Below are 26,378 nucleotides of genomic sequence, written 5' to 3' on the forward strand. Positions count from 1 at the left end.
TAGATGGCACGTTGTCACTTACATAAATTTGGTGGTTCCAGCTTAGCCGATGCCGATTGTTACCGCCGAGTCGCCCATATTCTGTTAACCCATGGCCATAGTGATGATCTAGTGGTGGTGTCTGCCGCGGGTAAAACCACTAACTTTTTATATAAATTATTGTCCCTGCGCGATAGCAACCAATTATGGCAAGAAGAATTACAAGTCCTTATCAGCTATCAGCAAGGCTTGATTGAGCAATTATTATCTAACGAGCAAGCGCGGGATTTACGCGAGCGTTTAACCACGGATAAAGCTCAGTTAATCAGTCTATTATCTTTAGATGTACGCAACGATTACCAAATTAACCATGTGGTGAGTTTTGGTGAGCGTTGGTCGGCGCGCCTGATGGCAGCGCTGCTGCGTGAATCGGGCGTGGCCGCAAGCCATGTGGATGCCTGCTCGATTTTAGTGGCAGATGAGGCCGCCGTGCCGCAAATCCGTGTGCAAGAATCCCGCGCTAAAGTACAAGCCTTACTGGCCGCACACCCTAACGAGCGCCTAGTGATCACCGGTTTTATCTGCGCCAACGAGCGTGGCGATACCTTGCTATTGGGTCGCAATGGCTCTGACTTTAGCGCCAGCTTAATTGCCAGCCTTGCCGACATTGAGCGCGTGACCATTTGGACCGACGTTGAAGGGGTATTTAACGCCGATCCGAATAAGATCAACGATGCGAAATTACTCAAGAGCATGTCCCTCGCCGAAGCCGACCGCTTGGCGCGTTTAGGCTCGCCAGTACTCCATTCACGCACCTTACAGCCGCTGTTTAACACTGAGGTGAGCCTAGCCGTGCGTTCAAGCTACGCCTCCCATACCGACTTTACCCTGATTGCGCCGCACAGCTCCTCGGCGAGTGCGCCCGTGGTGACCAACCTCAATGCTGTGGTGTTATTTGGCTTTAAGATTGCGGGTGATGTGGCCAGTCTGCTCGAGCAATTGGTGGAGGCGGGATTAACGCCGCTGGCACATTGGGTATCGGCGCATCAACGGCTTGAGCTTGCCTATACCGCTGAAAACCAAAAACAAGTACAAAAATTATTGGATGCGCAGGCCGAAGCCCTCGGCATTAAAGATCTGCAAATTAATACCGAACTCGGTTTAGTGGCGTTGGTGAGTGCCGATGCCGAGCATTATCGCCGTAGCTTTGCCCGTTTACTGAGCCGCGACGCTAAGCCCTTGTTCAGTGGTGACTTAAGTTTGGTGACTTTAGTGCCACAGTCGCAGGTTAATCTGCTGACGCAAAAAGTGCATCGCCGCTGTGCTGGCCCGCGTAAACGCATTGGCGTATTGCTGCTGGGTGTGGGCAATATTGGCGAGGCGTGGGTGAAGCTGTTTAAGTCAGTTTCTCCCTCGTTAAATCAAGAGCTTGAAGCGCAAGTCGAGTTAGTCGGTCTGGTTACTTCCAGTAAAGCCCTGATTAAGTCTACGGGGGTGGATCTGGAAAGCTGGCAGCAGGAATTTGATACAGAAGCGACTCCTTGGCAGTACGAGCATCTATTTGAACAATTAGAACAACTTAACTGTGATGAACTGATTGCATTAGACATCAGCGCCAGCGCCAGTTTAACCCTGCAATACCCAGAGTTTTTCGAGCGCGGCATTCATATGGTCAGCGCAAACAAACTCGCGGGTTCTGGCCCGCTGCCTTTTTATCGGGAATTGAAGGAACAACTCGGTTATCGCCGTCTATTCTGGCGTTATAACGCTAGCTGTGGCGCGGGCTTACCTATTCAGCACGCCTTAAACGATTTGCGTAACAGTGGCGATAGCGTTGAAGCCGTTGGCGGGATTTTCTCTGGCACCCTGTGTTGGTTATTCGAGAAATACGATACCAGCAAACCTTTCTCGGAATTAGTGATTGAAGCACGTGGCCTAGGGATTACCGAACCCGATCCTCGGGACGATCTTTCTGGTCGCGATATGCAGCGCAAGTTGCTGATTTTAGCCCGTGAAATCGGCCTAGAAATCGAGCTTGAGGATATTGAGCTGCGCTCTTTAGTGCCCGCCCATTTAGCGGATATTCCACTGGAGCAATTCCTTGCCCGTATCGGTGAGCTGGATGATGAATTGCTGCAACAATACGGCGCAGCGGCGGAGCAAAACAAGGTACTCAGATATGTCGCCTCCTTGGACAATAGCGGCGCGACCCTAAAAGCCGAGGTGGGATTACAGTGGATTGATGCGAGCCACCCCTACGCCAACCTCACGCCCGGTGACAATGTGTTTGTGATCCGCTCAGCCTTCTATCAAGGTAATCCTTTGATTATCCGTGGACCTGGTGCGGGCCGCGAAGTGACGGCAGCAGCTGTACAATCGGATCTAACACAGATCTGCCGCGATCTGCTGCAAGAATAGATTTAAATTCAAAAGCTTAAAGGACTCATTTGAGTCCTTTTTTATTGGCGAAGATAAGGACTAAAATCAAGGTGATCAACGAGGGATAAGAAAATGCCAAAAATGGGGATTTTTTGGCTTGACTTAACAGCCAGTTTCTCTAGTATATGGACATATAGACGTCCAAACGTCCATATGGATTAAACTACTGCATTAATAGTCGTACCAGTCGCGATAAGTGTCGCACTCGGGCGGTTGAGGAAATACACATGGCTTTTCATCACGCACAACATTCACATTCGCTAAACCAAAGTTTGTCTGAACTTAATGGCGATATTAATGTTTCTTTTGAATTTTTCCCGCCATCAACCCCCGAAATGGAACAGATCCTGTGGAACTCTATTCGTCGTTTAGAGCCGCTGAATCCTAAGTTTGTCTCAGTAACCTATGGGGCAAACTCGGGCGTGCGTGACCGTACCCACGGCGTAATTGAACGTATTCAACAAGAAACCAACCTAGTTGCTGCGCCGCACTTAACCTTAGTGGATGCGAGTGATGAAGAGCTGTTAGATCTGGCAAAGCATTACTGGAAATCGGGTATTCGCGATATTGTGGCGCTGCGTGGCGACTTGCCAGCGGGTAGCCCAAAACCGACTCGCTTTGCGGTGGATCTAGTGCGCCTGCTGCGCTCAGTGGCCGACTTTGATATTTCGGTCGCCGCTTACCCAGAAGTGCACCCAGATGCGGCTAACGCTCAGGCGGATTTGATTAACCTTAAGCGTAAAATCGATGCCGGTGCCAGCCGCGCTATTACTCAGTTTTTCTTCGATGTGGAATCTTACCTGCGTTTCCGTGACCGCTGCGTTGCGGCAGGGATTGATGTCGAAATCGTACCCGGTATTTTACCCGTGACTAACTTTACCCAGTTAAAGCGTTTTGCGGGCATGACCAATGTGAGCTTACCAAGCTGGTTACATAAGCAGTTCGATGGCCTTGAAAATGATGCCGGAACCCGTCAGCTGGTGGGCGCTAACGTGGCGATTGATATGGTGAAAGTGTTGTCCCGCGAAGGGGTGAAGGATTTCCACTTCTACACCTTAAACCGTGCGGAATTGACCTATGCGATTTGCCATACCTTAGGGGTTCGCCCAAAGGCGGTATAACGTTAACAGCATAAAAAAACGCCGCTATTTAGCGGCGTTTTGTTTTGCTTGAATCCTAAATCCTAAATCCTAAATCCTAAACTGAGCGAGAAGTGTGGTTAAGCGCATCGACAACTGTGCTAACTCGTCTCCCGCCCGCGCCGTTTGCTCGGCACTCTCGGTGGCATTGGTCGTAATATCATTAATATTATTGACGTTTTTATTGATTTCCGCCGACACAGCACATTGCTCGTTGGCAGCGCTAGCGATTTGAATGTTCATTTGACTAATGGTGGATACGGCCTGGGTAATGGCTTCGAGCGCTTCCCCCGCCTCGTGCACCAACGAAACACAGTTTTGCGTGGTGGCGGTACTGGTATTCATGGTACTGACGGTGGATTTGGCACTCTGTTGCAAGGCTTCAATCATCTGCTGAATTTCGCTGGTTGAAGCTTGAGTACGGCTGGCGAGCGTACGTACTTCATCTGCCACCACCGCAAAACCACGGCCTTGTTCACCCGCACGGGCGGCCTCAATGGCGGCATTGAGGGCGAGCAAATTGGTTTGATCGGCAATATTACGGATAACGACTAATACCGAGTCAATCTGCGCGGTATTACGCTCAAGTTCGTTGATGGCCGTGGCGGCATGGGCTATTTCATCCGCCAGCAGACTTATAGTCGAAATGACCTTTTCAACCAGCAACTTACCATGTTCAGTTGACTCGCTGGCGTGGGTTGCTGCGTCGGCGGCATCAGTCGCATTGTGGGCAACTTCTTGTACTGTTGCCGCCATTTCATTCATGGCGGTGGCGACTTGTTCGGTCTCGAGGTGTTGCCGTTTTGCCATTTGCTGAGTTTCATGGGTAATGGCAGACATTTCTTCGGCCGATGTCGCCAGTAAGCTGGTGGAGTCTGATACTTGAGCAACGGTGGCGTGGATCTTTTCGGCAAAGCGGTTAAAGGCAAGTGCAAGCTGCGCGATTTCGTCTTTGCTCTTCACTTCAATCCGGCGGGTTAAATCGCCTTCACCTTCGGCAATGTCATTGAGCGCATTGGTTGTTTCGGCAATCGGGCGGGTAATACTCTTAGCGATAAACCAGGCAATGGCGGTGCCAATTAGGAAGGCGATAAAGCCTATCAAAATGAGTTTAAAGCGAATATCGGACATCGCTTGCTCAGAATGGCTTCTGTCCAGTGCAATATCCAGCACACCAAAGGTTTTGCCCGAGTAGTCTTTCATCCCATGACGATACAGGGCGTAGCTCTTGCCGTCTAAATCGATGGTGCGAATCACTTCAGTACCTTGCATTACCTTGTTGAGTTCGCTGGAGGCGCTGGTGTCGGTGGTAAAGGTGCCACCAAAGGGGACAAAGTTGCCATCCTTAGGCAGCAAAAGAGTTATCTCTGCTTGGTAGGCATTTTTAAAATTGTCGAAGAAGGGCTGTCCAAATGACATACCAAACTCCACCGAGCCCGTATGTTGTCCTTGGTAATTCATCGGCACGAGGCCGCGGATACCTAAGCCCTCAACCCCGTATTCTAAGCCGCTGAGGGGCTGCTTTTGGGTGTTGGTTTCGACAATGGTTTTACGGATTGCGGTGAGGTCATCACCAAATTTTTCAGGGCGATGTAGGCGTAAAAACGAGGTCGCGGGTGGGATGTGAAACTGAAATTGCTGCACGGCAAAATCTTGTTTAAGGCGCGTAAATAGCGGTTGGGTGCGTTGAAGTAGTGCTTCACGGTCACGCTCGGCAAAGTTACTTTGGATCTCAGGTGTGAGTGAGATTAAGGTTGCCATCGCCTGTGCTCTTTGTCCCGATGAGACGATATTTGCCACCGCGGTTTCGTATAACTTATGTAATTCCCGTTGCTCAGACTCCCTTATTTGGCGACTGAATTCTGATAGCACCAGCGGCATGATAAAGCTCATCACCGCAAATAGCAGTAGGCTGATGCCTAACACTATCCGAGTGCTAATGTTTAAATTCTTCACAGTAAACCTCCCAGTATTCGTATGTCTGTCTGAATATCTTTTTGAATATTATAGAGATACTGCTTTTTATATTTGCGAGCGGGTGAACCTTTTTCAGTTGTTTTTCGGTTTTTTGCGGATTTCGTGGCAGCGTGCACAGATCTTTTCTGAGCAGAAAATATTTACTTAGCCTGCTAACTAAGTATAATGCTTAGCAGGCTAAGTAAATGAGTAAGCATCATGTATAAAGAACTCGAGCGCTTAAAGGAGTTATCCCTCGCGGAACATTTAGGTCGCCTGCACCGCTTATGGCGTACCGTGGCGGATGTGGAATTAGCACCACTTGGGTTAACCCATCCTCGATGGACCGCGTTGTGGAAGTTATTGCGTCTAGGTGACAACGTGAGCCAAAAGGTGTTAGCGGATGCGCTGGAAATTGAATTGGCTTCTTTGATGCGTACCTTAGGGCAACTTGAGGAGCAAGGTTTAGTCGAGCGTCATTGCTGCACTAAAGATAAGCGCGCCCGAATCGTGTCGCTAACACCCGCCGGTAAAGACGTATTAAAGCAAGTAGAAGCGCGGATTATCCATGTGCGCGGTGAATTATTAGCGGGCATTAGCGCCACTGAGCTTGGCGAGTTTGAACGCATCATTAGCCTAATTAGTGAAAACGCCTTAGCCAAGTTGGCTAAGAGCACAGATATTCTTGAGTGAGAAATAAGATGACACCGGATCAACAATTTGCCCGTCTTGTCAAAATCGCTATGCTCGGTTTTGTGGCCGTGTTTGGCTATTTTATGTTTGCCGACACTATGATGCCATTAACCCCACAGGCTATGGCAACCCGTGTAGTGACTAAGGTGACTCCACAGATCAGCGGCAAGATTCAAACGATTAATGTGAAAAATAACCAAGTGGTCGCCAAAGGCGATTTACTGTTTCAAGTCGACCCAGCGCCCTTTGAGTTGGCTGTGTCACATGCCAAATTGGCCCTAGAACAAGTGCGTCAGGATAATGCCGAACTTGATGCTGCACTCTTAGCCGCTAAAGCAGAAGTGAATGCGAGTGTGACGACTGCACAACAAAAACGCCGTGAAGCCAAACGTTTAGATGCGCTTTATGCGACCCATGGCGTTTCGCAGCAGTTGCGTGATCAAGCCGATAGTGATGCGGACGCCGCCGAGGCGAATGTGTTAGCCGCTAATGCTCGCCTCGATAAACTCAAAGTGAGCCGTGGTCTCTATGGCGAAGATAACCTTAGAGTTCGCCAAGCGATGAATGCGTTAGAGCAAGCTGAGTTGAATCTGTCTTACACCCAAATCCGTGCCGACCAAGATGGAGTGGTGACCAACCTGCAACTTGAAGTGGGCAGTTTTGCCGCTGTGGGCCAACCACTACTCGCCTTAGTCTCTGATAAATTGGATATTATTGCCGATTTTCGCGAAAAAACCTTAAGGGGTGTGAATGCTGCTTATCCCGCATTAATCGCCTTTGACGGTGAGCCTGGTCGTTTGTATCACGCCCAAGTGAGCAGTGTCGATGCAGGGGTGAGTGCGGGGCAGTTTGATGCCAATGGTCGTTTAGCCGCGCCGCAGGAGTCAGACCGTTGGGTGCGTGATGCGCAGCGCCTAAGACTGCATTTAGTCTTAGATGACAGTGTGTCAGACAACAGTGCAATGAATAACCTACCCGCAGGGGCGCGCGCCACTGTGCAATTGCTGCCCGACAATACGCTATTTAGCCTGCTAGCCAAGGTGCAGATTAAGGTCATTAGCCTGCTCCATTACATCTATTAATATCAAGGCAATTTGCATGTTGTTACGCCACAATCCATTAACCGCCAATGATTTACGCCAGTGCTTGCGCATTGCCACTGGCGGTACCATTGGTTTTACCCTGTGTAAGCTCTTTGGTTGGAGTAATGGGGTGTTTTTTACCGTAACCCCAATGTTATTACTGGGTTTAGTCCCTGTGATAAGTGGCCATGCGGTAAGGCAATTATTGGCATCATCTGCCATTGCGGGGCTTGAAGTCGGCCTGCTCGGAGGCTTCTTCGGTAGCCACCCAGGCATGATGACACCTATTGTTTTCCTGCTGTTTTTGTATCGTTTTGCGGCGATGTCCCGTGGTAGCCTGTTCCTCTTTGGTGCCAATGGCGTGCTGAGTTTAAGCATTATGCTGCACTTTGCCAGCTATCCGGGCACAGATCTGAATGATCTGATTTTTAGTAACTTTTGGGCGACAGGGCTATCAGTCATCATCGCCTATTTAATGACTGCACTTTGGCCGGATGTTGAACCCCGCGCCGCCTATCAACCCGGCCCCAAAGCGCCGCACCGTATGCGCCATGAGGCGTTGCTCGGTGCCAGCATTGCCACGCTCTCTTTCTTAGTGTTTCAGATTTTCAATCTGCGTGATTCGATGTCGGCGCAGGCAACCACCTTGCTACTTTTATTCCCCATGCATTGGAACGGGGCGTTGGATTATGCCCGTAAACGTGCCATTGGCACCTTGCTTGGGGTGTCTTTTGGGGTGATGGTGCAACTCTTTCTCTACGATTGGTCAGGATTGTTGATCCTGATTGTACCGCTGCTGTGGCTTGGCCTTATGTTGTTTGCGCAGGTCCATGTGAAGGAGGCGAGCGGATCGGGTGTCGGTTTTGGCGCCATGACGACGTTAGGGATTTTGTTTGGGCAATATTTAACTCCAGGTAACGACTTAATTTTTAGTGCCCTGTATCGGGTGAGCAGTATTTTTGTGGCGATAGTGGCGACGTTATTCCTCTGTTATCTGCTGCATAAGTTATTGAATAGCTTTGAAGCAACCCGATTTGGTTACTAAAAGGTTAATATTAGATTTTTTTAATGCTTGTTCCGCTTCCGTGCAAGGAGTATGGTGTTTCGATACGTTTAGTGTGAGCTAAACGTAGAACGCACCACTCAATTATCTCTTTTTTAACGACCTTGTTTTAGCCGTTAACGCGGTTTTTCAAGCGTTTTCGTGTGACTCAAGGTTTGTTCAAGGATAGAAAATGAATAATAAAATTAAAACATTAGCCAAAAGCATCGCGCTCATTAGCGGCTGTGCCTTGACCTCTGTCGCCATCGCTAACACGGCAACTATCCCGCCAGCGGGACAAATCTGCGTGACTTGCCACGGCGTCGAAGGTGAGGGCATTGAGCCACTTGGCCCTCGCTTGGCCGGACTCTCAAAAGAATATATCACCACCCAATTGCAGCATTTTCAGGCGGGTGTACGCCAAAACGCGACCATGATGCCGATGGCGATGACACTGCAAGGTGATGGTATTGAGCAAGTGGCGAGTTATTTCTCCGCCAAATCTCCTAAGACTGAGATTAAGCCTGTGCTTAGGGGCGAACAAATCACCTTTAGTGATGATACCGCGCGCTTAGCCTATCAAGGTGATTGGTCTCGCGGCTTACCAGCCTGTGTCACATGCCATGGCCCCTCTGGATTAGGTGGCGGTTTGTTCCCGCGTTTAGCGGGTCAGCAGGCCAGCTATATCAAGACGCAACTGTTGGCGTGGCAAGCTGGCACACGTAAGGGAGATGTGGACGGCATGATGGCCAATGTGGCTAACAAGCTGACCGCCGCCGAGGTGGATGCCTTAGCGAACTACTTTGCGAATTTGAAATAAGGAGCCGGCCATGAAATCTTCTGCCATCTTACTATTGGTCGCAATGGGCGTGCTGACAACTCAAGTGCAAGCGGCGCAAGAATTACCTGATAAACAGGCGCCATTGCCCTCAGTCCCTAAAAACCCAGATCAAACCTATCTTACGCCTAGACCCTTAAGTGCGATTCCCGAAGGTGCCTTTGGCGATAAAGTACGCTTGGGTTATCAGCTATTTGTGAATACCCAGCAGTTAAGAGATAAGTATGTGGGTAACGAGCTTAACTGTGCTAACTGCCATATGGATGCGGGCCGTAAGGCGAATGCGTCACCGGTATGGGGCGCCTATTTTGCGTATCCCGCGTATCGTAAAAAAGACGATAAAGTAAATACCTTTCAAGAGCGGATACAAGGATGCTTTAACTATTCCATGAATGGTAAAGCCCCCGCTGCGGGCAGCCCCGAACTGGTTGCGCTATCGGCATATGCCTACTGGTTAGGGATGAGTGGTTTAATGGATGCGGCGAACCTCGATGGTCCAGTGCCAGAACTTAGCGATACCGAATTGGTTAAAGGCGCCAAACGTGAGGATTTCTCGCTGCCAGACGCCCTAGCCAAAGCCATGACAGTGGAGCAACGCGCGAATCTGCCCGGCCGTGGTTATCCTGAGATCCCAAAACCTGAACTTGCGTTCTCACCCGAGCGCGGCAAAGCCGTGTATACCGCCCATTGCCAAGCGTGCCATGGCGCCGATGGTCAAGGCCAAGCGATTGCCGGTGTTTACTCTCTGCCACCATTATGGGGCCCAATGAGTTACAACTGGGGCGCGGGGATGCACAGGGTCAATACAGCCGCATTCTTCATTTATGAAAACATGCCTTTCGGTAAGAGCATGCAGTTGACTAACCAACAAGCTTGGGACGTTGCCGCTTACATCAACTCCCATGAACGGCCACAGGACCCCCGCAATAAGGGCGATGTGAAACAAGCGCAGGAAAAATACCATAATGACAACGACTATTACGGTGTCGACGTCAATGGCAAAGTGCTTGGCACCGCCTCTTATCCGGTATTTCCGAAAAAGTCCTAGTTGAGTCGCTTTGATTCCGTGCTCGCGTTATGAGGTAAACCGAGTCACTAGATTAGACAGAAAAGCCAGCAAGCTTAAAGTTTGCTGGCTTTTTTATTGGTCAATTGTACCGGGTCATTTGGGTTTTACGTTGAAGGGGTCTTAGTATTTGCAGGTATTAACGTATAGGCTTGTCATGGCATTCGCTCGTCGACTCGCAGCCAGTCCATCCTTGGATGCTCGACCGCCCCGTCCTTGGGGCGGACGGTCGCCTCGCTAACCACCATGACTCGTCTTTCGGGCATCGGTGTGGTCTCTTGGTTACTAGCTAGGTGATTTGTTGAGTTGGTTTATTAAACTGTAAGCGTAATTATTTGGAAAATTGATGTTTTAATATTATTTAACATGTCGCATCATTTTAATTCTTAGTTAGATAAGTTTTCGTCATGCTGGTTCAGATTGCATTTTGAAGCTAGTTCATTGTAATTTATTGATTGTGTTTAATATTCAGTATATTTAACACTTTATTACTTTTGTGTAGGGTTTCAAGGACAGATCTAGGTAATGGGCCGTTATACATACATTCGGCACAAGGAGCTTTTATGGATGCGATTAGTTGGGGATTTATCGGTACTGTTGTAGGTGCAATTGTAGGTGCGACAGCAAGTATTGTTACTACGGCAATAACCACTTGGAATACATATAAAATTTCAGAGAATTCTAAAGTCCAAGATAGAGAGGAACGTGCTAGATCATTTCAAAGAGAAACATTACTTGAGCTACAAATTGTAATGCGAAATTATATGAGGGCTAGTACATTAGTGTATTTTGCTGATAGGAAAAATTTTCAAGAGTCTGGTGAATGGGGAAAGTATGCTTTGCCTGATGAGTTAACAGAGCAATTGTTAGATTTAAATTCTGAAACATCGATTCTGATACAACGAATTTCAAATGATGAGTTACGAAATAACCTAATTGAGTTAAAAGATGTCGTGACTAAGAGTCAACTTGCTAATAGTGAGATAACTGCAAGCCAATATCATGAAGCATGTGTAACACTATATGAAAATGTTAACAATGAGTTGGGAAAAATCTTACGATGCTCATATTAAAGTATCTATTGTAAGGTATTGAAAACCATATTTTAATTTAGATGTTGTATGACAGTTCTACCGAAAGGGGATTACCGAGCCTCAGCCCTTACCCGAACCTCAGTTCAATGCCGCGCAGCTTTGCCCTCTATGCCAAGGGGCGAATCAGTGTGCCATGACTCTTGGGGCAGATATCAGTGACTGTTGGTGTGCTAAGCAGGCGTTTCCGAAGTTGACTCAATTACTGTCTGGCGATTTGGTGGTGGGGTTATCGACCGGCGATGCAGTAGGGCTAAGTGCTGATAAGTTAGCGCAACTATTATCGCAGCCCGCGACGGCTTGTATTTGTGAAGCTAGGAAAAAGTTGGGACAGGCACAGATTTTTGGGGATTAATATAAGACCAAGGCCAGTCTCTAATGCATGTAACTTCGCTAGGGGCGTCTTGGAGAATCCAAGGGCGAAGGTCAACGGCCGTTTTGAGCGCGAGATAGGGATATCGAGCAGGTAGTTTAATATGGACGTTTTTGATACGACGAGCAGTCCTCCTTGGTCGACTCTTTATTAAAAAATCAGGGGGTGAAACCCCACGACTTTGATTCACCTCGGCCGTAAGGCCGCAATCAATAATCATTGTGCTAAACAGAGCCAATATGGAAGCCCCACGACTTGTAAACTAAAGCATTCAAACGCATAGTTTGGAAAGCTATAAAGTCTAACTTTGGTGTAAATCAACTCAGCTTGAGTTGCAAAAAACATTATTATTTCTGCGTTATCACTCCGATGCCATAAGGATTACCGTGCCTAAGCACTTACAAGACGTTCAGTTCGATACCGCGCAACTGTGCCCTTTATGCCAAGGGGCGAATCAGTGTGCAATGACTCTTGGCGCCGAGATCAGTGACTGTTGGTGTGCTAAGCAGAGGTTTCCTAATCTGACTCAATTGCTATCTGGCGATTTGGCGGCAGGCTTATCAACAGACGCTACAGTAGGGCTGAGTGCTGATAAGTTAGCGCAACTATTATCGCAGCCTGCGACGGCTTGTATTTGTGAGACTTGTTTAAGCCGGATAAAGCGAGGGCTAGTTGCTTCAGTTACTTCAGAAAATAAAAACAGCCCATCGGGATTAGGCGATGGGCTGGGATATGAGGTGAAGTAACTGATTAAGACTTATCGGTGAAATAGTCTATACGCACAGTCGTTTGTGCTGGCACGGGCTTGCCATGTTCAAACTTAGGCGCATAGCGCCATTCTTCGATCATTTTCAGTGTGGATTTTTCAAATAGTACACCGCCTTTGGATTCGAGCACTTCAGGATTTTTCACAAATCCCATCTCATCAACTGTGAAGTTAAGGGTCACATAGCCACTTTTACGTTGCATGAGGTAGGACTTAGGGTATTTGGGCACCGTGCGAAATAGCGGTTGCTGTTCCTGCGTGTCGGCCCAAGGGCGCATTTTGCCGATGGCGATACAGTGGGCGGTGGACTCGTCACGCTTTCCTTGGCGCTCATACAGTTCGACTAAATAAGCGTGGGCGCTTAAGGCATAGGGATGGCTAAAGTTAAGGGCGTCAAACTGCTTAACCACTTCTAAAAGCAACGGAATCGCCTTGTCATCATGCTTTTCGGCATATTCAACGGCACCGACGACATAGGTGGCTTTGACTCTGTCGAGGGCATTTTCGGGCAGGATTTCTTTGTAAGTTTCATAGGCCTCGAAGGCATAGTCTCTTACCTTAGCAGTGTACAATTCTGTGTTGCTGAGACGAGTAAAGGCTGCCATTTTTATATTCGCCAACAGCTTTTTATTTGCAGTTTTTTCAGCAATTTCAATAGCATCTTCAAAAACCCCCTTCGCCACAGTCAGCTTAGGTGAGGTTTCCGCTGCGCCGAGTAGTGGGTCGATAAGCTCAGCTGCATGCTCGCCGTAATGCTTTTTATAATTGCTTAATGCGAGTTGATATAACTCATTCGCCTTAGCTGTTTTTGGCAAATTCTTTTCTTCAAATGGGTAAGGGGCGACTTGCTTCTCTATCGCTCCTGCCCAGTTCATGGCGAGGTTAGCTAAGTCGACACTGTCCTTGGCATATTGAGCTTCGCCCAATTCGAAGGCCCTTTTGGCACTGGCTTTTATTTGGTCGTTATCACCTTGTTTGAGTGCGGCTTGGTAGTCACTGTAGGCTTGGTAAAAGCTGTTTTCCGAGGCGGTTAAAGGTAACGAAGTACTTAAGGCTAAAGCAAATAGACTGGCTAAGGGTAATATTTTTCCGTCTAACATCTTGTATATCATTATGTTTAGTTTCTTCGGATAGTACAAATGTTTCACTCTTGATACAAGTTTGTTTTCGGCAGTTGGTCGCTTGGGGGGCGCTAAGAAGGTAAGCCTTTGCCTACCTTCTTACTTTGCCGATGGGCTTGGCACCCTTTAGGCAGAGACTTATTTAGTCACAAACTGCAAATCAAACTGGCCTAGCTCGCCGTAGTGGAATTGGCAGGTTTGATTGAGTGGCAAATCTAATACCCCCGCATAGGAGCCAGTAATCACATATTGTCCTCGGGTTAAGCCAATCCCTTGGGCGGATAAAAAGTTAACTAACCAATAAAGCCCAGCCTTAGGGAAACCGTTCGGATGAACAGCGGCTTTTTGCAGTGTTTCGTTCTGTTGCTGCTCGTTATGGGCAATTGCAACGCTTAGGGCGAAATGGGTTGTTTCTATCTTGGCTGGTGCAAGTAGTTCTGGCCCTAACCATAGACCTTGATTGACTAAGCCATCGGCGAGGGCGTCGAAGTGATTGGCTTCGCTTGGGTTTTGGTAGCGACTTTTGATAAGTTCTAAGGCGAGGCGGGTTTTACCTAGGGCGGCGTCGATTTCTGCCTCAGAATAGGGCGTGGCACGTGGCGGTAAATCGCTGCCGATTTCAAAGGCGAGCTCAGGCTCGACACGGGCTAGCCCTTTGCTTGAAGGATAAAGCGGGCAATCGGCGGTTTCGATATACACATCGTGTTGATAGATGGGCGCCACTACGGTTTTTTCTGCCGTTGGGAGTAGACACTTCCAACCCGCAATCGGGTTGCCTTGGGCGCTAAATTGCTGGGCAATCGCTTGTTGGATGGCAAAGGCGTGGGGGAAATCCTTGGGCCTTAACGCTTCTTGCAACAGGGCGCCCGCTTCACCTTTAGCGCGGCGCTGCGCGAGTTCTTGTGCTGCGGTGTTAATGGACTCAAGCTGTGCTTTCGTGTCTATTGGTGACATTTTTTATCCTAACTGACTTATTTTTAAAGACTTATACAGAGTGGTTTATGCCGCAATAAATGTGCACATAAGGTATCAATTGACTCTATAAATCCAATCTGGGCCAAAAAAGAAATTGTGCTCAATATACCTTTTTGTGTCGGCAAAGGCTTGATAAAACTTATCTTCAAATGCTGAGCATTTATCGCCGAGCAAGATTGATTGAGTGTCAGCTTAACTATCCAATCAGGCTGATAAGTTAATCGCTTTTTAGGCTAGATCTTAGCGCGGTGCGGTGCCAGAATGGCGTTCCTTTCTGCTGTACTACTGGGACTTTTCCGTGAATCAAAGCCACTCTGGATCCTTGGCAAATAACCATGCTCAATTGGGGTTATTGTTTATTTCTGTTGCCGTGCTGTTTTGGGGGATTTTACCTATAGCACTTAAGCTATCGGGGAGTTTTATCGACCCGGTGACGTTGACTTGGTTTCGGTTTTTGGTGGCGCTCTTGGTCAGTATTTTGGTGCAGTGGAGTGCCGGGAGTTTGAAACAGTTTGCGGCGCTCGATGCCAAGGTTTGGCTCAGGCTTATCCTCGCCGGACTGTTTTTAATGCTTAACTATGTGTCATTCGTCTATTCCCTCGACTATTTAGCCCCGGGCGCGGCGCAGCTTAATTTTCAAACCTCGCCATTTTTCCTCGCTTTTGGCGGCGTGTTATTTTTTAAAGAACGCCTCAATGCGGTGCAGCTCAGTTGTTTTGCCGCTTTAGCCTTAGGGATGTTAATGTTTTTCCATCCCTTTTTAGATTTTTCCGCCACCGATAATCATGAGATCTGGCTTGGGGTGATGATAGTGCAGTTTTCGGCATTGTCATGGACCACCTACGCACTGCTGCAAAAGTCACTGTTGAACCGTTTGTCTCCCGCCAACGTACTCTTGGTTATCTATGCCTTAGGTATTTTTGCGATGGCGCCCTTTAGCGACTTTAGCCAATTTGCGCAAATGGATAGCTTTGACTGGCAAGTGGCGCTGTTTTGCGCCGCCAATACCTTGATTGCCTACGGTTGTTTTGGGCAATCGATGAAGTATTGGCCGACGGCACAGGTGAGCGCCATGTTGGCGTTAACGCCAGTATTTAGCTTTAGTGCCACGGCGTTAGTGGTGAGTATCGGTTGGTGGCCTGACGTGTTTAAGGCCGATGAGTTAGATGCTTTATCGCTCTTTGGCATAGGTGTGATTATTGTCTCTGTGATGGTGGTGCAGTTGCTGCCCCTGTATCGCCAGCGCCGCGCGAGACGTTTACAACCCATTTAACTGGCAGCTGAATAGGTATCCTAGTGATCACACGCCTGACCGATATTGAATTAGAACAGATCCGCGGGGTTATCTTCGATCTCGACGGTACGCTTGCCCATTCAAACCCTGACTTTAAAGGCTTAAGAGCGGCATTAGGTATTGGATCGGGTACCGATATTCTCGAGCATATACATAGTCTCGACACCACTATGGCCAAGATGCAGGCGCTGGAAATTGTCCATGACTATGAGCTTGCCAGCTCGCGCCAAGCGAGCTGGATTGAAGGCGCGCAGGCGTTGATTGCGTTTTTAAAGATGCGGCAACTGCCTCTCGCGATTTTGACCCGCAATATGCCCGAGGCGGCCAAAATCACCATCGAAAAACTCGGTATTGATATCCACTTAGTGCTGACCCGTTACGATGCCGAGCCTAAGCCTCACCCGCAGGGGATCCACTTGATTTGCGAGCAATGGCAGTTGAATCCGGCGGACATCTTGTATGTGGGGGATTATCTATTTGATCTGCAAACCGCGCAAAACGCCGGTAGCCGCTGCGCCCTCTATTGCCCAGAAGACGTGCCGGACTATGCCCACGCGGCGGATTTACTCATTGGCAATTATCAGAGTTTTATTGAAGCTTGGGCAGTGGCAATCCCAAAAGACTAAGTGCACACGATGCCAGATTGATAAGGTTTTATATCACTTTATGTCAATTCTCACTCGATGTGTTTGCGGTTAGGGAATCTTGCTTATCTTGTTTTAGCCCAAGCCGAATACTGTCGACTAATGCCACTAACCAGCAGAGTAAAAAGCCATAGAGCAGTTCATTGGCATTGGCAATTGTGGTCTGGGTTTGTTGGGTGATTTCGGCAGAAATCACCCCGATATCAAGCGATAAGGTGCCGTTTTGAATATCTAAGGCGATGACTTGTGCCACTTGGTAGATTTGCATGAGTAGCAGCACAAGGCTCACGACCGCTAAGCTAAAAAACACCAGTGCAGTGCGTTTAAGTTTTAGGTAAAAATGGCCGCTGCCGGGGGCGACAAAGGCGGATAAAAGACCAGCGCTAAGAGCTTTTTTCATCGAAATACACTAATTGTATTGCTAAAGACTACGCCGACACTAATAGACATGCTGGCTTAAGTGCAAGTTAATTTGCCATGGCGACTAACAATCCAATAAACCCCGCAAACAGGGTACAACCGACGAGCACCATGATTAATAAAGTCTTATCTTCGCGGCATGACTTAGCGAGCTCGGGCAGTGCCGAGATAAATGGGTAAGTTATCAGTGCTAAAAAATCCATTTTTGTCCTTAAGTTAGGCATCCACGTATTGACTATAACTGCTCGAAATATCAACTGGCCAGTGAAGTTTGAGCAGAAGCGATTTTTAGATAACAAAAAAGGAGCCGAGGCTCCTTTTTTATGCGCTTGACCTAAGGGTTTAGGTTTGCGGATTACTCTTCGCGTGGTTTACGTGGTCTGCGCTCGCCTGCTGGCTTGTCTGAACGAGGTTTGCGGTCAGCAAATGGCTTGTCACCCGACGCTGCACGTGGCTTACGATCACCGGCTGGGCGGTCGCTACGTGGACGACGGTCGCTACGGGCACCACGGCCAGAGTCAACAAAGACTTGGTCGCCAGCTTCACGGATATTCAATGGCTTACCACACACACGCACTTTCTTCAGGTGTTGTAGTACATCTTTTGGCATGCCGTCTGGCAGGTCAACAGTTGTCACTGAATCATAAAGTTGGATTGCACCGATATAACGGCTGTCGATATTGGCTTCGTTTGCGATAGCACCAACGATATTGCCTACACCTACGCCATTTTCACGACCTACGTCGATCACATAACGGCACATTTTCAGGTCTGGATTGTCTTTTAACGCTTCAGCGCTGCCTAAGCTTGCTGGCATTGGACGAGATTCACGGCTGCGTCGTTCGCCACGGTCAGCACCGCGGTCTGAACTACGTTCGCTACGCTCACTGCGTTCATCACGAACACGTTCTTGAATCGCAGGTAATTGCAGTGGACGTTCTTGCTGAACTTGGTGCAGTAGGGCCGCTGCGAGCAGATCGGTATCTACTTCAAGTTGCTGGCATAACTGAGCAACGGCTTCACGCATAAATTCGAGATCGTTGTTCATAGTTTGAGCAAGCTGCTCACCTAAGCGTGACAGGCGACGTTCTGCAACGGTTTCTGGGCTTGGTACTTTCATTGGCGAAATACGGCTGTTAGTCGCACGCTCGATAGTGCGCAGCATACGCATTTCACGGCTAGTGACGAACAGAATTGCCATACCATTACGACCTGCGCGGCCAGTACGACCAATGCGGTGAACGTAAGCTTCTGTATCGTATGGGATATCGTAGTTTACTACGTGGCCAATACGCTCAACGTCTAGACCACGGGCCGCAACGTCAGTCGCGATCAGGATGTCTAGCTTGCCGTTTTTGAGTTGTTCAACTGCACGCTCACGGGCTTGTTGGTTCATATCACCATGTAAAGGTGATGATGCATAGCCACGGGCTTCAAGTTTTTCAGCTAATTCAACGCATGAGTTACGAGTACGAACGAAGATGATGATACCTTCAGTATTTTCAACTTCTAACACGCGTACTAACGCTTCTAATTTATTGTGCTGTGATACCTGTACGAAACGTTGTTCGATTGACTCAACTGTCGTTTGGCTAGACTCGATACGCACATGCACAGGGCTACGTAAATGCTGGTTAGCAACACGTTTAATTTGCTCTGGCATAGTGGCCGAGAATAGTGCTAATTGGCGCTCGCTTGGCGTGTGCTCAAGGATCCATTCGATATCATCGATGAAGCCCATTTTTAGCATTTCGTCGGCTTCATCGAGCACGAGTGCTTTTAATGAATCGAGTTTTAACGTGCCACGACGCATATGGTCCATTACACGACCAGGCGTACCCACGATAACTTGTGGACCACGTTTGAGGGCATTCAACTGTTGTTGCATGCTTTGACCACCGTAGATCGGCAGTACATGGAAATTCTTAATAAATTTGGCATAGCTACTGAACGCTTCAGCAACTTGAACCGCAAGTTCACGCGTTGGCGCTAATACTAAAATTTGTGGTGTGGTTTGGCTGGTGACTTTATTCAGCAGGGGCAGCGCGAAGGCGCCAGTTTTACCTGTACCAGTTTGCGCTTGACCTAAAATATCTTTGCCAGCCATAAGTGGATCAATACTGGCTGATTGGATTGGCGTTGGTTTTTCATAACCTAGCTCGTCAAGAGCACGCAACAAATTCTCGGATAGGCCGAGTTCACGGAAAGTTCTTTCATCGGATGACATTGAGTTGTAGCCTTGTGGATGCGCGCGGATTGGCGCTTAAGTTTCACAGACAGAAAATCAACCCCGTGTCGATTTCCCGCGAACGACGGATTATAGCAGCATATAAGCCGCTTTACCAATCCGGATAAGGATAAATCCACCGTTTGAGAAGGTTTTTTCGCAAAAACTGAGCAAGAAACGCGCCACTTCGGCTAATTTTTCAAAAAGTTGCCATCGAGTTTAATTAATTCAAAAGCCGATTCCGCTACAGCGGCGAGAAAAACATAGTCCAAGGTCTCGTAGGTATCCTCCGGCGTATGATATTGCGGATGGGTGGGCACACCAAAATATAGCCAAGGGATTTTAGCCTGATGAAAGGGATAATGATCCGATGCTCTTAGCCAATTGGTGCTCTGGATACTTCTCCCCACAGGCTTAGGGTGACTGAGTTTGATGCACAGGCCGTTAGATTGATTCAACATTGGCCTAAATTGAGGAAATTGATAAAAGTTGCGGCTGCCCTCAAGGTAAATCGCGTAAGGGCGACTTGGGTGGCCAATCATATCCAGATTGAGCATCAGTTCAAATTGCGCTTCAGGCATTCGCTGCTTGAGTTGCTCCACTAAGGCAGTACTGCCAAACAGTCCAGGTTCTTCGGCATCGGTCGCGACAAACATTAAGTTAATGTTGGGGAGTGAGTCGGGTGCAGCGCGTTGCCAGTGGTTGGCGATGGCGAGTAATGCGGCAACGCCGGAGGCATTGTCATCGGCACCGTGGTAAACCTTGCCGCCACTCATGCCGAGATGATCATAGTGGGCGACTACAATACGCCATTTATCCGTAGGTTGTCGCGCTGGCGCTAAGGCGACCAGATTGCTTCCCACCTCTTGGCTAAATAGGGTGGAATATTCGAATGGAACCTCGAAGGTTGTTCCCCAAGGTTTAAGGCCTAGTTGTTGAAACTGGCGGTTTAAATAGTCGCGCGCCTTGGCTGCGCCTTCTGTTTGGGTTTTACGCCCCATTAATTCTGCTGAGCTGAGTGTTGCTACTGTTTGCTTAAGATCTGCGGGGGCTGCCCAATTCAATCCAATCGCCTCAGGTGAGCAAGTATATTCGGCAGGTTGGCTAGTACAGGCCATGAGTCCCATACATAGGCTAAGGGTAAAAAAGCGCAATAAGCCCGTGCATGGAGACCAAGAGCGGATGATTGCAGTGAGTGCGTGTGCCAAATTGCCCATGATTATCCTTAAGGTTGGCAATAGGAACGATCATTCCTAAGCCTAACAGGGATTTAGCTAGAGTGCATGGGCCCTAATGTGGATTTAATCTAATACCTGGATCTCGGGGGAGAGCGCCGCCTCTTGGTGCGGGCTTAAATTAAAGTGCTCTAAGCCTGAGACCAAATGTGTGCGCGAGCACAGGGTGACCTGAGTATTTTTGGTGAGTCCACCTTGGGCAAGCGTGGTGACTCGGCCATCGGGTAATGCCAGCAGGCTATTTTCTGCGGTGCTATTTAAGACAGTAACTTGTAAGCGTGTGGGTTGACCGATAATCGGATCGATAGCCGCGATAGCAAGTGCGAATAGCATTAGTCCTAAACAGGTAATGAGCATGACATTAACGCGACTTAAGCTGGTTAAGTTGGGGCGATGTTCTAACAAAATATCCTCCTCGATGGAGTGCGCCTTGGGAGTATTTCCCCAAGGCGTCGTTGAGGTTGAAGCCTTACCTGATTATGACTGCGTTGCTAGTTGTGCATCCCGCTCCAGCAGCGGCTTTAAGAAGCGTGCCGTGTGTGAGGTCGGATGCAAGGCTACTTCTTCTGGTGTGCCTGTGGCGAGGATTGTACCGCCGCCACCGCCGCCTTCAGGGCCTAAGTCGATAATCCAGTCTGCGGTTTTAATCACATCCAGATTATGCTCAATCACCACAATCGTGTTGCCGTGGGATTTGAGTCGATGCAGTACATCCAGCAGCAATTGGATATCGGCAAAGTGCAGGCCTGTGGTTGGTTCATCCAATATATACAAGGTCTTACCGGTATCGCGTTTAGAGAGTTCCTTGGCCAGTTTTACCCTTTGGGCCTCACCGCCAGATAGCGTCGTCGCGCTTTGACCTAACCGCACGTAAGACAAACCCACATCCATTAGGGTTTGCAGTTTGCGGGCAATCGCAGGCACGGCATCGAAAAATTCGCGGGCATCTTCCACCGTCATTTGCAGCACTTCGTGGATGTTCTTACCCTTGTAGCGCACCTCTAAGGTTTCGCGGTTATAACGTTTGCCCTTACAGGCATCGCAGGGCACATACACATCGGGCAGGAAGTGCATTTCGACTTTAATTAAGCCATCGCCTTGGCAGGCCTCGCAGCGACCACCTTTGACGTTAAAGGAGAAGCGCCCGACCTGATAACCACGGGTACGGGATTCCTGCGTTCCGGCAAAAATCTCCCGAATTGGGGTAAAGATGCCAGTATAAGTGGCGGGGTTAGAGCGTGGTGTGCGGCCAATCGGGCTTTGGTCGATATCGACCACTTTATCGCATTGCTCCATGCCGACAATGCGATCGTAAGGCGCAGGCTCATCGACGGTGGCGCCGTTGAGTTGTTTGTGGGCAATTCTAAAGAAGGTGTCGTTAATCAGCGTCGATTTACCTGAGCCCGATACTCCAGTCACACAGGTGAATAATCCCACAGGGATGGTTAAATCTACATTACGTAGGTTATTGCCGCGGGCGCCGTAGAGCTCAATCACTTGTTTCGGGTCGAACGGCGTACGTGGAGTGCTGATATGAATATTGCGTTTACCCGAAATGTACTGCCCAGTGACGGACTCGTCGCAGGCGATAATTTTCTCAATCGGACCGTCGCAAATCACTTCACCACCATGGACGCCAGCGCCTGGGCCGATATCGATAATATGATCCGCCATACGAATCGCGTCTTCATCGTGCTCTACCACAATCACTGTGTTGCCTAAATCCCGCAGGTGGATCAGAGTTTGCAGCAGACGCTCGTTATCCCGCTGGTGCAAGCCGATAGAAGGCTCATCGAGCACATACATTACGCCGACAAGCCCGGCACCAATTTGGCTGGCTAAGCGAATACGCTGCGCTTCACCGCCCGAGAGGGTCTCGGCCGAGCGTGATAGGCTTAAATAGTTAAGGCCGACATTGACGAGGAAACCTAAACGGTCGCGCACTTCCTTGAGGATTTTTTCAGCAATTTGTGCTTTTTGGCCGTTGAACTCGAGTTTGTCAAAATAATCTAGGGCTTCACCAATTGACCAAACGGTCAGTTTCGGCAAGTTAAGATCGCCAATAAACACGTGACGGGCTTCTTCACGCAAACGCGAGCCGCCACAGCTTTGGCAAGCTTGGGTGTTGATAAACTTGGCCAACTCATCGCGCACCGCGTTACTTTCGGTCTCACGGTAACGCCGGTCCATATTATTTAAGATGCCTTCGAAGGGATGATTGCGCACCACCACATCACCACGGTCGTTGATGTATTTGAAGGCGATGCTGTCTTTACCTGAACCGTAGAGAACGATTTTTCTCACCTTATCCGACAACTGTTCGAAGGGAACTTCGACATCGAACTTATAGTGGTCGGCCAGCGAACTTAGCATCTGGAAGTAATAGAAGTTACGTCTATCCCAGCCGCGAATCGCGCCGCCAGCCAGGGATAACTCAGGGTTAGTGATCACTCTGTCAGGATCGAAAAACTGTTGTACCCCTAAACCATCGCAGGTTGGGCAAGCACCTGCTGGGTTGTTAAAGGAGAAAATCCGTGGCTCAAGCTCCGCCATCGAGTAACCACAGTGCGGGCAAGCAAAGTTGGCCGAGAAGATTAATTCTTCAGTGGCGCCTTCATCCATGCTGGCGACCACGGCAATCCCACCCGAGAGTTCGAGCGCGGTTTCAAAGGATTCGGCGAGGCGCTGCTGGATATCGCTGCGGACTTTAAAGCGATCGACCACCACTTCGATGGTGTGCTTAACGTGTAAGTCGAGGGTTGGTGGATCGGTTAAATCGCAGACTTCACCGTCGATACGGGCGCGGATATAACCTTGAGCGGATAAACCCTCGAGTAATTTAACGTGCTCACCCTTACGGCCGTTGACCACGGGCGCCAGCAGCATTAAGCGGCTATCCTCGGGCATTTCTAACACTTTATCGACCATCTGGCTCACGGTTTGCGCCGCCAGCGGTTGGCCATGAGTCGGGCAGCGCGGTTCGCCCACGCGGGCAAACAGCAGACGTAGATAGTCGTAAATTTCGGTGATTGTACCCACAGTCGAGCGTGGGTTATGGGAGGTTGATTTTTGTTCGATGGAAATCGCCGGGCTTAAGCCTTCGATATGGTCGACATCGGGCTTTTCCATCAAGCTTAAGAATTGGCGGGCATAGGCAGAAAGAGACTCAACGTAACGTCGTTGGCCTTCGGCATATAAAGTATCAAATGCTAGGGAAGATTTGCCTGATCCCGATAACCCTGTGATAACGATTAACTTATCCCTTGGGATAGTCAGGTTGATATTTTTGAGATTGTGGGTCCGTGCGCCGCGTATTTCAATCTTATCCATCTATCGCTCAAGTCTTATGCTTAAAAAAATGAGCCTAAGTATCGCACAGTTCGGCGGCTGAGTTTAGTCGATTCTGTGATCTCTATTCTGGGTTGGCGGTAAGCCAATGCTTGGCCGTGGTCGATATAATCGTGATGAACCTAGCGAATTAACTAAGATTAATCCAAGTATGAGGGCAAGCCTAAGCTTATCTCTGTAAGTATCAAGTTAACTATTTGTAGCGAATCGACTTTTAGATAAGCCTTTAAAATAAAGACCTAAGGCCGTAACCGTGCCTTTTAAACGGCGTCGCGATGGGGCTGGACAACCCGTTAACTACGAGTGCTTAGGACGGTTTTTCCTTTTGAGCAAATGCTTTGTGGTGTGCTAACATGCGCCCCCTAAAAGACTTCAATCCAAGGCAAAATCATGGGTAACAACGGACTTTCAGGAACCGAGACAAGAGTCGCGTTTTCTTTAGCCAGTGTATTTGGTTTACGCATGATGGGCTTGTTTATGATCATGCCCGTCTTTGCACTTTATGGTCGGCATTTAGAAGGTTTTTCACCCCTTTGGGTGGGCATTGCCATCGGTGCTTATGGCTTAACTCAGGCCATTTTACAGATCCCTATGGGGATTTTATCAGACAAATATGGCCGTAAACCTGTCATTCTTGCAGGCTTAGTGGTGTTTGCCATCGGCAGTTTAATTGCCGCCAATGCTGAGACTATCTATGGCGTGGTGTTTGGCCGTGCTGTACAAGGAATGGGCGCGATTGCGGCCGCTGTGCTGGCGCTTGCGGCTGACTTAACACGGGATGAGCAACGTACCAAGGTCATGGCGATTATTGGTATGTGTATCGGTGGCTCGTTTGCACTGTCGTTACTGGTTGGCCCGATTGTGGCGCAGCATTTAGGCTTATCAGGGTTATTCTTTTTAACTGCTGGGCTTGCGGTGTTAGGCATGTTGATTGTGCAGTTATTGGTGCCCAATCCCATTTCCCACGCACCTAAGGGCGATACCTTAGCGGCGCCCGCGAAGCTTAAGCGCATGTTGACCGATCCGCAGCTGTTTAGGCTCGATGCGGGGATCTTTATTCTGCACTTAGTGTTAACCGCCGTGTTTGTCGCCTTGCCACTCGACTTAGTCGATGCGGGTCTGGTGAAAGAAAAACATTGGATGCTGTATTTCCCTGCGTTTGTGGGCGCATTCTTCTTGATGGTGCCGTTAATCATCATCGGGGTGAAGCGCAAGAATACTAAGGCGATGTTTCAAATTGCTTTAGTGATCATGATGTTTGCCCTTGCGGCCATGGCGATTTTTTCGAACAACCTCTGGGTATTGAGCGTGGCCGTGCTGCTGTTTTTTACTGGCTTTAACTACCTTGAGGCGTCGCTGCCGAGTTTGATTGCGAAATTCTGCCCCGTGGGTGAAAAAGGCTCGGCGATGGGTGTTTATTCGACCAGCCAATTCTTCGGGGCCTTTTGTGGCGGTATGCTCGGTGGCGGTGCGTACCAATTAGTCGGTGCCGTGGGCGTGTTTATTGTCGCGTTGGTGTTAATGGGCATTTGGTTATTGCTCACCTTAGGGATGGAAAATCCTGTACTGCTTAAGAGTTACACCTTAGAGGCTGCCGTTAAAGACAAAACCCAAGCCCGTGATATGGCGGCGCAACTGTCACAATTGATGGGTGTGGTTGAAGCGATTGTGGTGCTAGACGAGAAAGTCGCTTATCTCAAAGTTGACGAGCATTTCGATTTAAGAGAAGCCCGAGCTGTGTTAGGCTCTGCTCAATAATATGTGTTATTGCCGCGAATACTTAGGGATGCGGATTTTCCCTTGCGGCAACAATTATAAACAACATACTGAATTAACAGATTATTTAAAGAATCGCAGGAGATTTCAATGGCCAGTCGTGGTGTTAACAAGGTAATTTTGGTTGGCAATTTGGGACAAGATCCAGAAGTGCGTTATATGCCAAACGGTAACGCAGTCGCAAACATCACCGTTGCGACCAGCGAATCGTGGAAAGACCAACAAGGTCAACAGCAAGAACGTACTGAATGGCACCGTGTGGTTCTGTTTGGCAAGTTGGCTGAAATTACGGGTGAGTACCTGCGTAAAGGTTCACAGGTTTACCTCGAAGGTAAATTGCAAACGCGTAAGTGGAAAGACCAAAGCGGTCAAGATCGTTACAGCACTGAAGTGGTTATCGACCAAAGCGGTAGCATGCAAATGTTAGGCGGCCGTAACCAAGGTCAAGGCCAAGGTGCCCCAATGGGTGGTATGCCACAAAACGGCGGTTACCAATCAGCCCCACAACAAGCTGCTCCTGCGCAAAATCAATACGCGCCAGCACCGCAAGCGGCTCCAGCTTACCAAGCACCAGCGCCACAACCTCAATCTGGCTACAATCAGCAGCCAGCTCAGCAAAGCTATGGTCAGCAACAGGCGCAGCCTCACGCTCAGCCACAGCAGGGCGGTTATGCGCCTAAACCGGCAGCTCCAGCGTATCAAGCGCCAGCTGCACCTGCGCAGCGTCCAGCGCCACAGCCACAACAAAACTTCACTCCAGATTTGGATGATGGTTGGGACGACGATATCCCGTTCTAATTTTCCAACTTTTACAGTGGAAACATAGTTTTTTAAAAGCCCTGCAATATTTTGCAGGGCTTTTTGTTTATATGTG

The 26,378-nt window shown here is 48.8% G+C and carries 23 protein-coding genes; 14 read left to right on the plus strand and 9 right to left on the minus strand.

The window, feature by feature from the left end:
• Nucleotides 1-3 precede the first annotated feature (3 nt).
• Nucleotides 4-2,397 (plus strand): bifunctional aspartate kinase/homoserine dehydrogenase II, encoded by a 2,394-nt coding sequence (locus JM642_RS03045; protein ID WP_203432716.1) that lies wholly within the window; start codon nucleotides 4-6, stop codon nucleotides 2,395-2,397.
• Between the two features lie 248 nt (nucleotides 2,398-2,645).
• Nucleotides 2,646-3,539, plus strand: a complete 894-nt coding sequence (metF, locus tag JM642_RS03050) for a methylenetetrahydrofolate reductase (RefSeq protein ID WP_037422525.1) — start codon at nucleotides 2,646-2,648, stop codon at nucleotides 3,537-3,539.
• 69 nt (nucleotides 3,540-3,608) lie between these two features.
• On the opposite strand, the gene JM642_RS03055 is transcribed toward metF, so the two are convergent.
• Nucleotides 3,609-5,513, minus strand: coding sequence for a methyl-accepting chemotaxis protein (locus JM642_RS03055; RefSeq protein ID WP_203432718.1), 1,905 nt, complete (start codon nucleotides 5,511-5,513; stop codon nucleotides 3,609-3,611).
• A gap of 219 nt (nucleotides 5,514-5,732) precedes the next feature.
• Between JM642_RS03055 and slyA the strand changes: the two genes are divergently transcribed.
• The 8 genes from slyA (at nucleotide 5,733) to JM642_RS03095 (ending at nucleotide 12,444) form a co-directional block, all read left to right on the plus strand.
• On the plus strand, nucleotides 5,733-6,206 hold the full coding sequence (gene slyA / locus JM642_RS03060) for a transcriptional regulator SlyA (protein ID WP_037422531.1): 474 nt from the start codon (nucleotides 5,733-5,735) through the stop codon (nucleotides 6,204-6,206).
• An 8-nt stretch (nucleotides 6,207-6,214) separates the two neighbouring features.
• Nucleotides 6,215-7,288, plus strand: a complete 1,074-nt coding sequence (locus JM642_RS03065) for an HlyD family secretion protein (RefSeq protein ID WP_055647065.1) — start codon at nucleotides 6,215-6,217, stop codon at nucleotides 7,286-7,288.
• A 16-nt stretch (nucleotides 7,289-7,304) separates the two neighbouring features.
• Entirely contained in the window at nucleotides 7,305-8,333 is a 1,029-nt protein-coding gene (locus JM642_RS03070) for a DUF2955 domain-containing protein (protein WP_172591354.1), read from the plus strand.
• Nucleotides 8,334-8,523: 190 nt separating this feature from the next.
• Nucleotides 8,524-9,150: a c-type cytochrome gene (locus JM642_RS03075; RefSeq protein WP_172591355.1), complete on the plus strand. Its 627-nt coding sequence runs from the start codon at nucleotides 8,524-8,526 to the stop codon at nucleotides 9,148-9,150.
• A 10-nt stretch (nucleotides 9,151-9,160) separates the two neighbouring features.
• Nucleotides 9,161-10,216, plus strand: coding sequence for a c-type cytochrome (locus JM642_RS03080; RefSeq protein ID WP_203432720.1), 1,056 nt, complete (start codon nucleotides 9,161-9,163; stop codon nucleotides 10,214-10,216).
• A gap of 581 nt (nucleotides 10,217-10,797) precedes the next feature.
• A complete protein-coding gene (locus JM642_RS03085; RefSeq protein WP_203432722.1) occupies nucleotides 10,798-11,307 on the plus strand; it encodes a hypothetical protein in 510 nt (169 codons plus the stop codon).
• A 70-nt stretch (nucleotides 11,308-11,377) separates the two neighbouring features.
• On the plus strand, nucleotides 11,378-11,680 hold the full coding sequence (locus JM642_RS03090) for a cysteine-rich CWC family protein (protein ID WP_203433718.1): 303 nt from the start codon (nucleotides 11,378-11,380) through the stop codon (nucleotides 11,678-11,680).
• A gap of 404 nt (nucleotides 11,681-12,084) precedes the next feature.
• Nucleotides 12,085-12,444, plus strand: a complete 360-nt coding sequence (locus JM642_RS03095; RefSeq protein ID WP_203432724.1) for a cysteine-rich CWC family protein — start codon at nucleotides 12,085-12,087, stop codon at nucleotides 12,442-12,444.
• A gap of 4 nt (nucleotides 12,445-12,448) precedes the next feature.
• Here JM642_RS03095 and JM642_RS03100 read toward each other — a convergent pair whose 3' ends face one another.
• Nucleotides 12,449-13,564, minus strand: coding sequence for an energy transducer TonB (locus JM642_RS03100; protein ID WP_203432726.1), 1,116 nt, complete (start codon nucleotides 13,562-13,564; stop codon nucleotides 12,449-12,451).
• A 159-nt stretch (nucleotides 13,565-13,723) separates the two neighbouring features.
• Nucleotides 13,724-14,539: a hydratase gene (locus tag JM642_RS03105; protein WP_203432728.1), complete on the minus strand. Its 816-nt coding sequence runs from the start codon at nucleotides 14,537-14,539 to the stop codon at nucleotides 13,724-13,726.
• A 319-nt stretch (nucleotides 14,540-14,858) separates the two neighbouring features.
• On the opposite strand from JM642_RS03105, the gene JM642_RS03110 reads away from it, so the two are divergent.
• Together JM642_RS03110 and JM642_RS03115 are read left to right on the plus strand one after the other, a co-directional pair.
• On the plus strand, nucleotides 14,859-15,833 hold the full coding sequence (locus JM642_RS03110) for a DMT family transporter (protein ID WP_069454236.1): 975 nt from the start codon (nucleotides 14,859-14,861) through the stop codon (nucleotides 15,831-15,833).
• Nucleotides 15,834-15,856: 23 nt separating this feature from the next.
• Nucleotides 15,857-16,480, plus strand: a complete 624-nt coding sequence (locus tag JM642_RS03115; protein WP_203432729.1) for an HAD-IA family hydrolase — start codon at nucleotides 15,857-15,859, stop codon at nucleotides 16,478-16,480.
• Between the two features lie 43 nt (nucleotides 16,481-16,523).
• On the opposite strand, the gene JM642_RS03120 is transcribed toward JM642_RS03115, so the two are convergent.
• The 6 genes from JM642_RS03120 to uvrA form a co-directional block, all read right to left on the minus strand.
• Nucleotides 16,524-16,898, minus strand: a complete 375-nt coding sequence (locus JM642_RS03120; protein WP_203432731.1) for a hypothetical protein — start codon at nucleotides 16,896-16,898, stop codon at nucleotides 16,524-16,526.
• Nucleotides 16,899-16,965: 67 nt separating this feature from the next.
• Complete coding sequence (locus JM642_RS03125) at nucleotides 16,966-17,121, minus strand: hypothetical protein (protein WP_156143179.1); 156 nt, start codon at nucleotides 17,119-17,121, stop codon at nucleotides 16,966-16,968.
• Between the two features lie 152 nt (nucleotides 17,122-17,273).
• The gene (locus JM642_RS03130) at nucleotides 17,274-19,145 is read right to left on the minus strand and encodes a DEAD/DEAH box helicase (RefSeq protein ID WP_037422567.1); all 1,872 of its coding nucleotides are present in this window, start codon (nucleotides 19,143-19,145) and stop codon (nucleotides 17,274-17,276) included.
• A 191-nt stretch (nucleotides 19,146-19,336) separates the two neighbouring features.
• Entirely contained in the window at nucleotides 19,337-20,362 is a 1,026-nt protein-coding gene (locus tag JM642_RS03135) for a M28 family peptidase (protein ID WP_203432733.1), read from the minus strand.
• Nucleotides 20,363-20,446: 84 nt separating this feature from the next.
• Nucleotides 20,447-20,785 (minus strand): hypothetical protein, encoded by a 339-nt coding sequence (locus JM642_RS03140; RefSeq protein ID WP_239000484.1) that lies wholly within the window; start codon nucleotides 20,783-20,785, stop codon nucleotides 20,447-20,449.
• A gap of 72 nt (nucleotides 20,786-20,857) precedes the next feature.
• Nucleotides 20,858-23,710, minus strand: a complete 2,853-nt coding sequence (gene uvrA / locus JM642_RS03145; RefSeq protein WP_055647927.1) for an excinuclease ABC subunit UvrA — start codon at nucleotides 23,708-23,710, stop codon at nucleotides 20,858-20,860.
• Between the two features lie 408 nt (nucleotides 23,711-24,118).
• Between uvrA and JM642_RS03150 the strand changes: the two genes are divergently transcribed.
• Nucleotides 24,119-25,486, plus strand: coding sequence for an MFS transporter (locus JM642_RS03150; RefSeq protein ID WP_037422579.1), 1,368 nt, complete (start codon nucleotides 24,119-24,121; stop codon nucleotides 25,484-25,486).
• A 108-nt stretch (nucleotides 25,487-25,594) separates the two neighbouring features.
• Complete coding sequence (ssb, locus tag JM642_RS03155; RefSeq protein ID WP_037422582.1) at nucleotides 25,595-26,302, plus strand: single-stranded DNA-binding protein; 708 nt, start codon at nucleotides 25,595-25,597, stop codon at nucleotides 26,300-26,302.
• Nucleotides 26,303-26,378: the final 76 nt, after the last annotated feature.

The organism is Shewanella sp. LZH-2 (genome assembly GCF_016859145.1).
Lineage (GTDB): Bacteria > Pseudomonadota > Gammaproteobacteria > Enterobacterales > Shewanellaceae > Shewanella > Shewanella xiamenensis.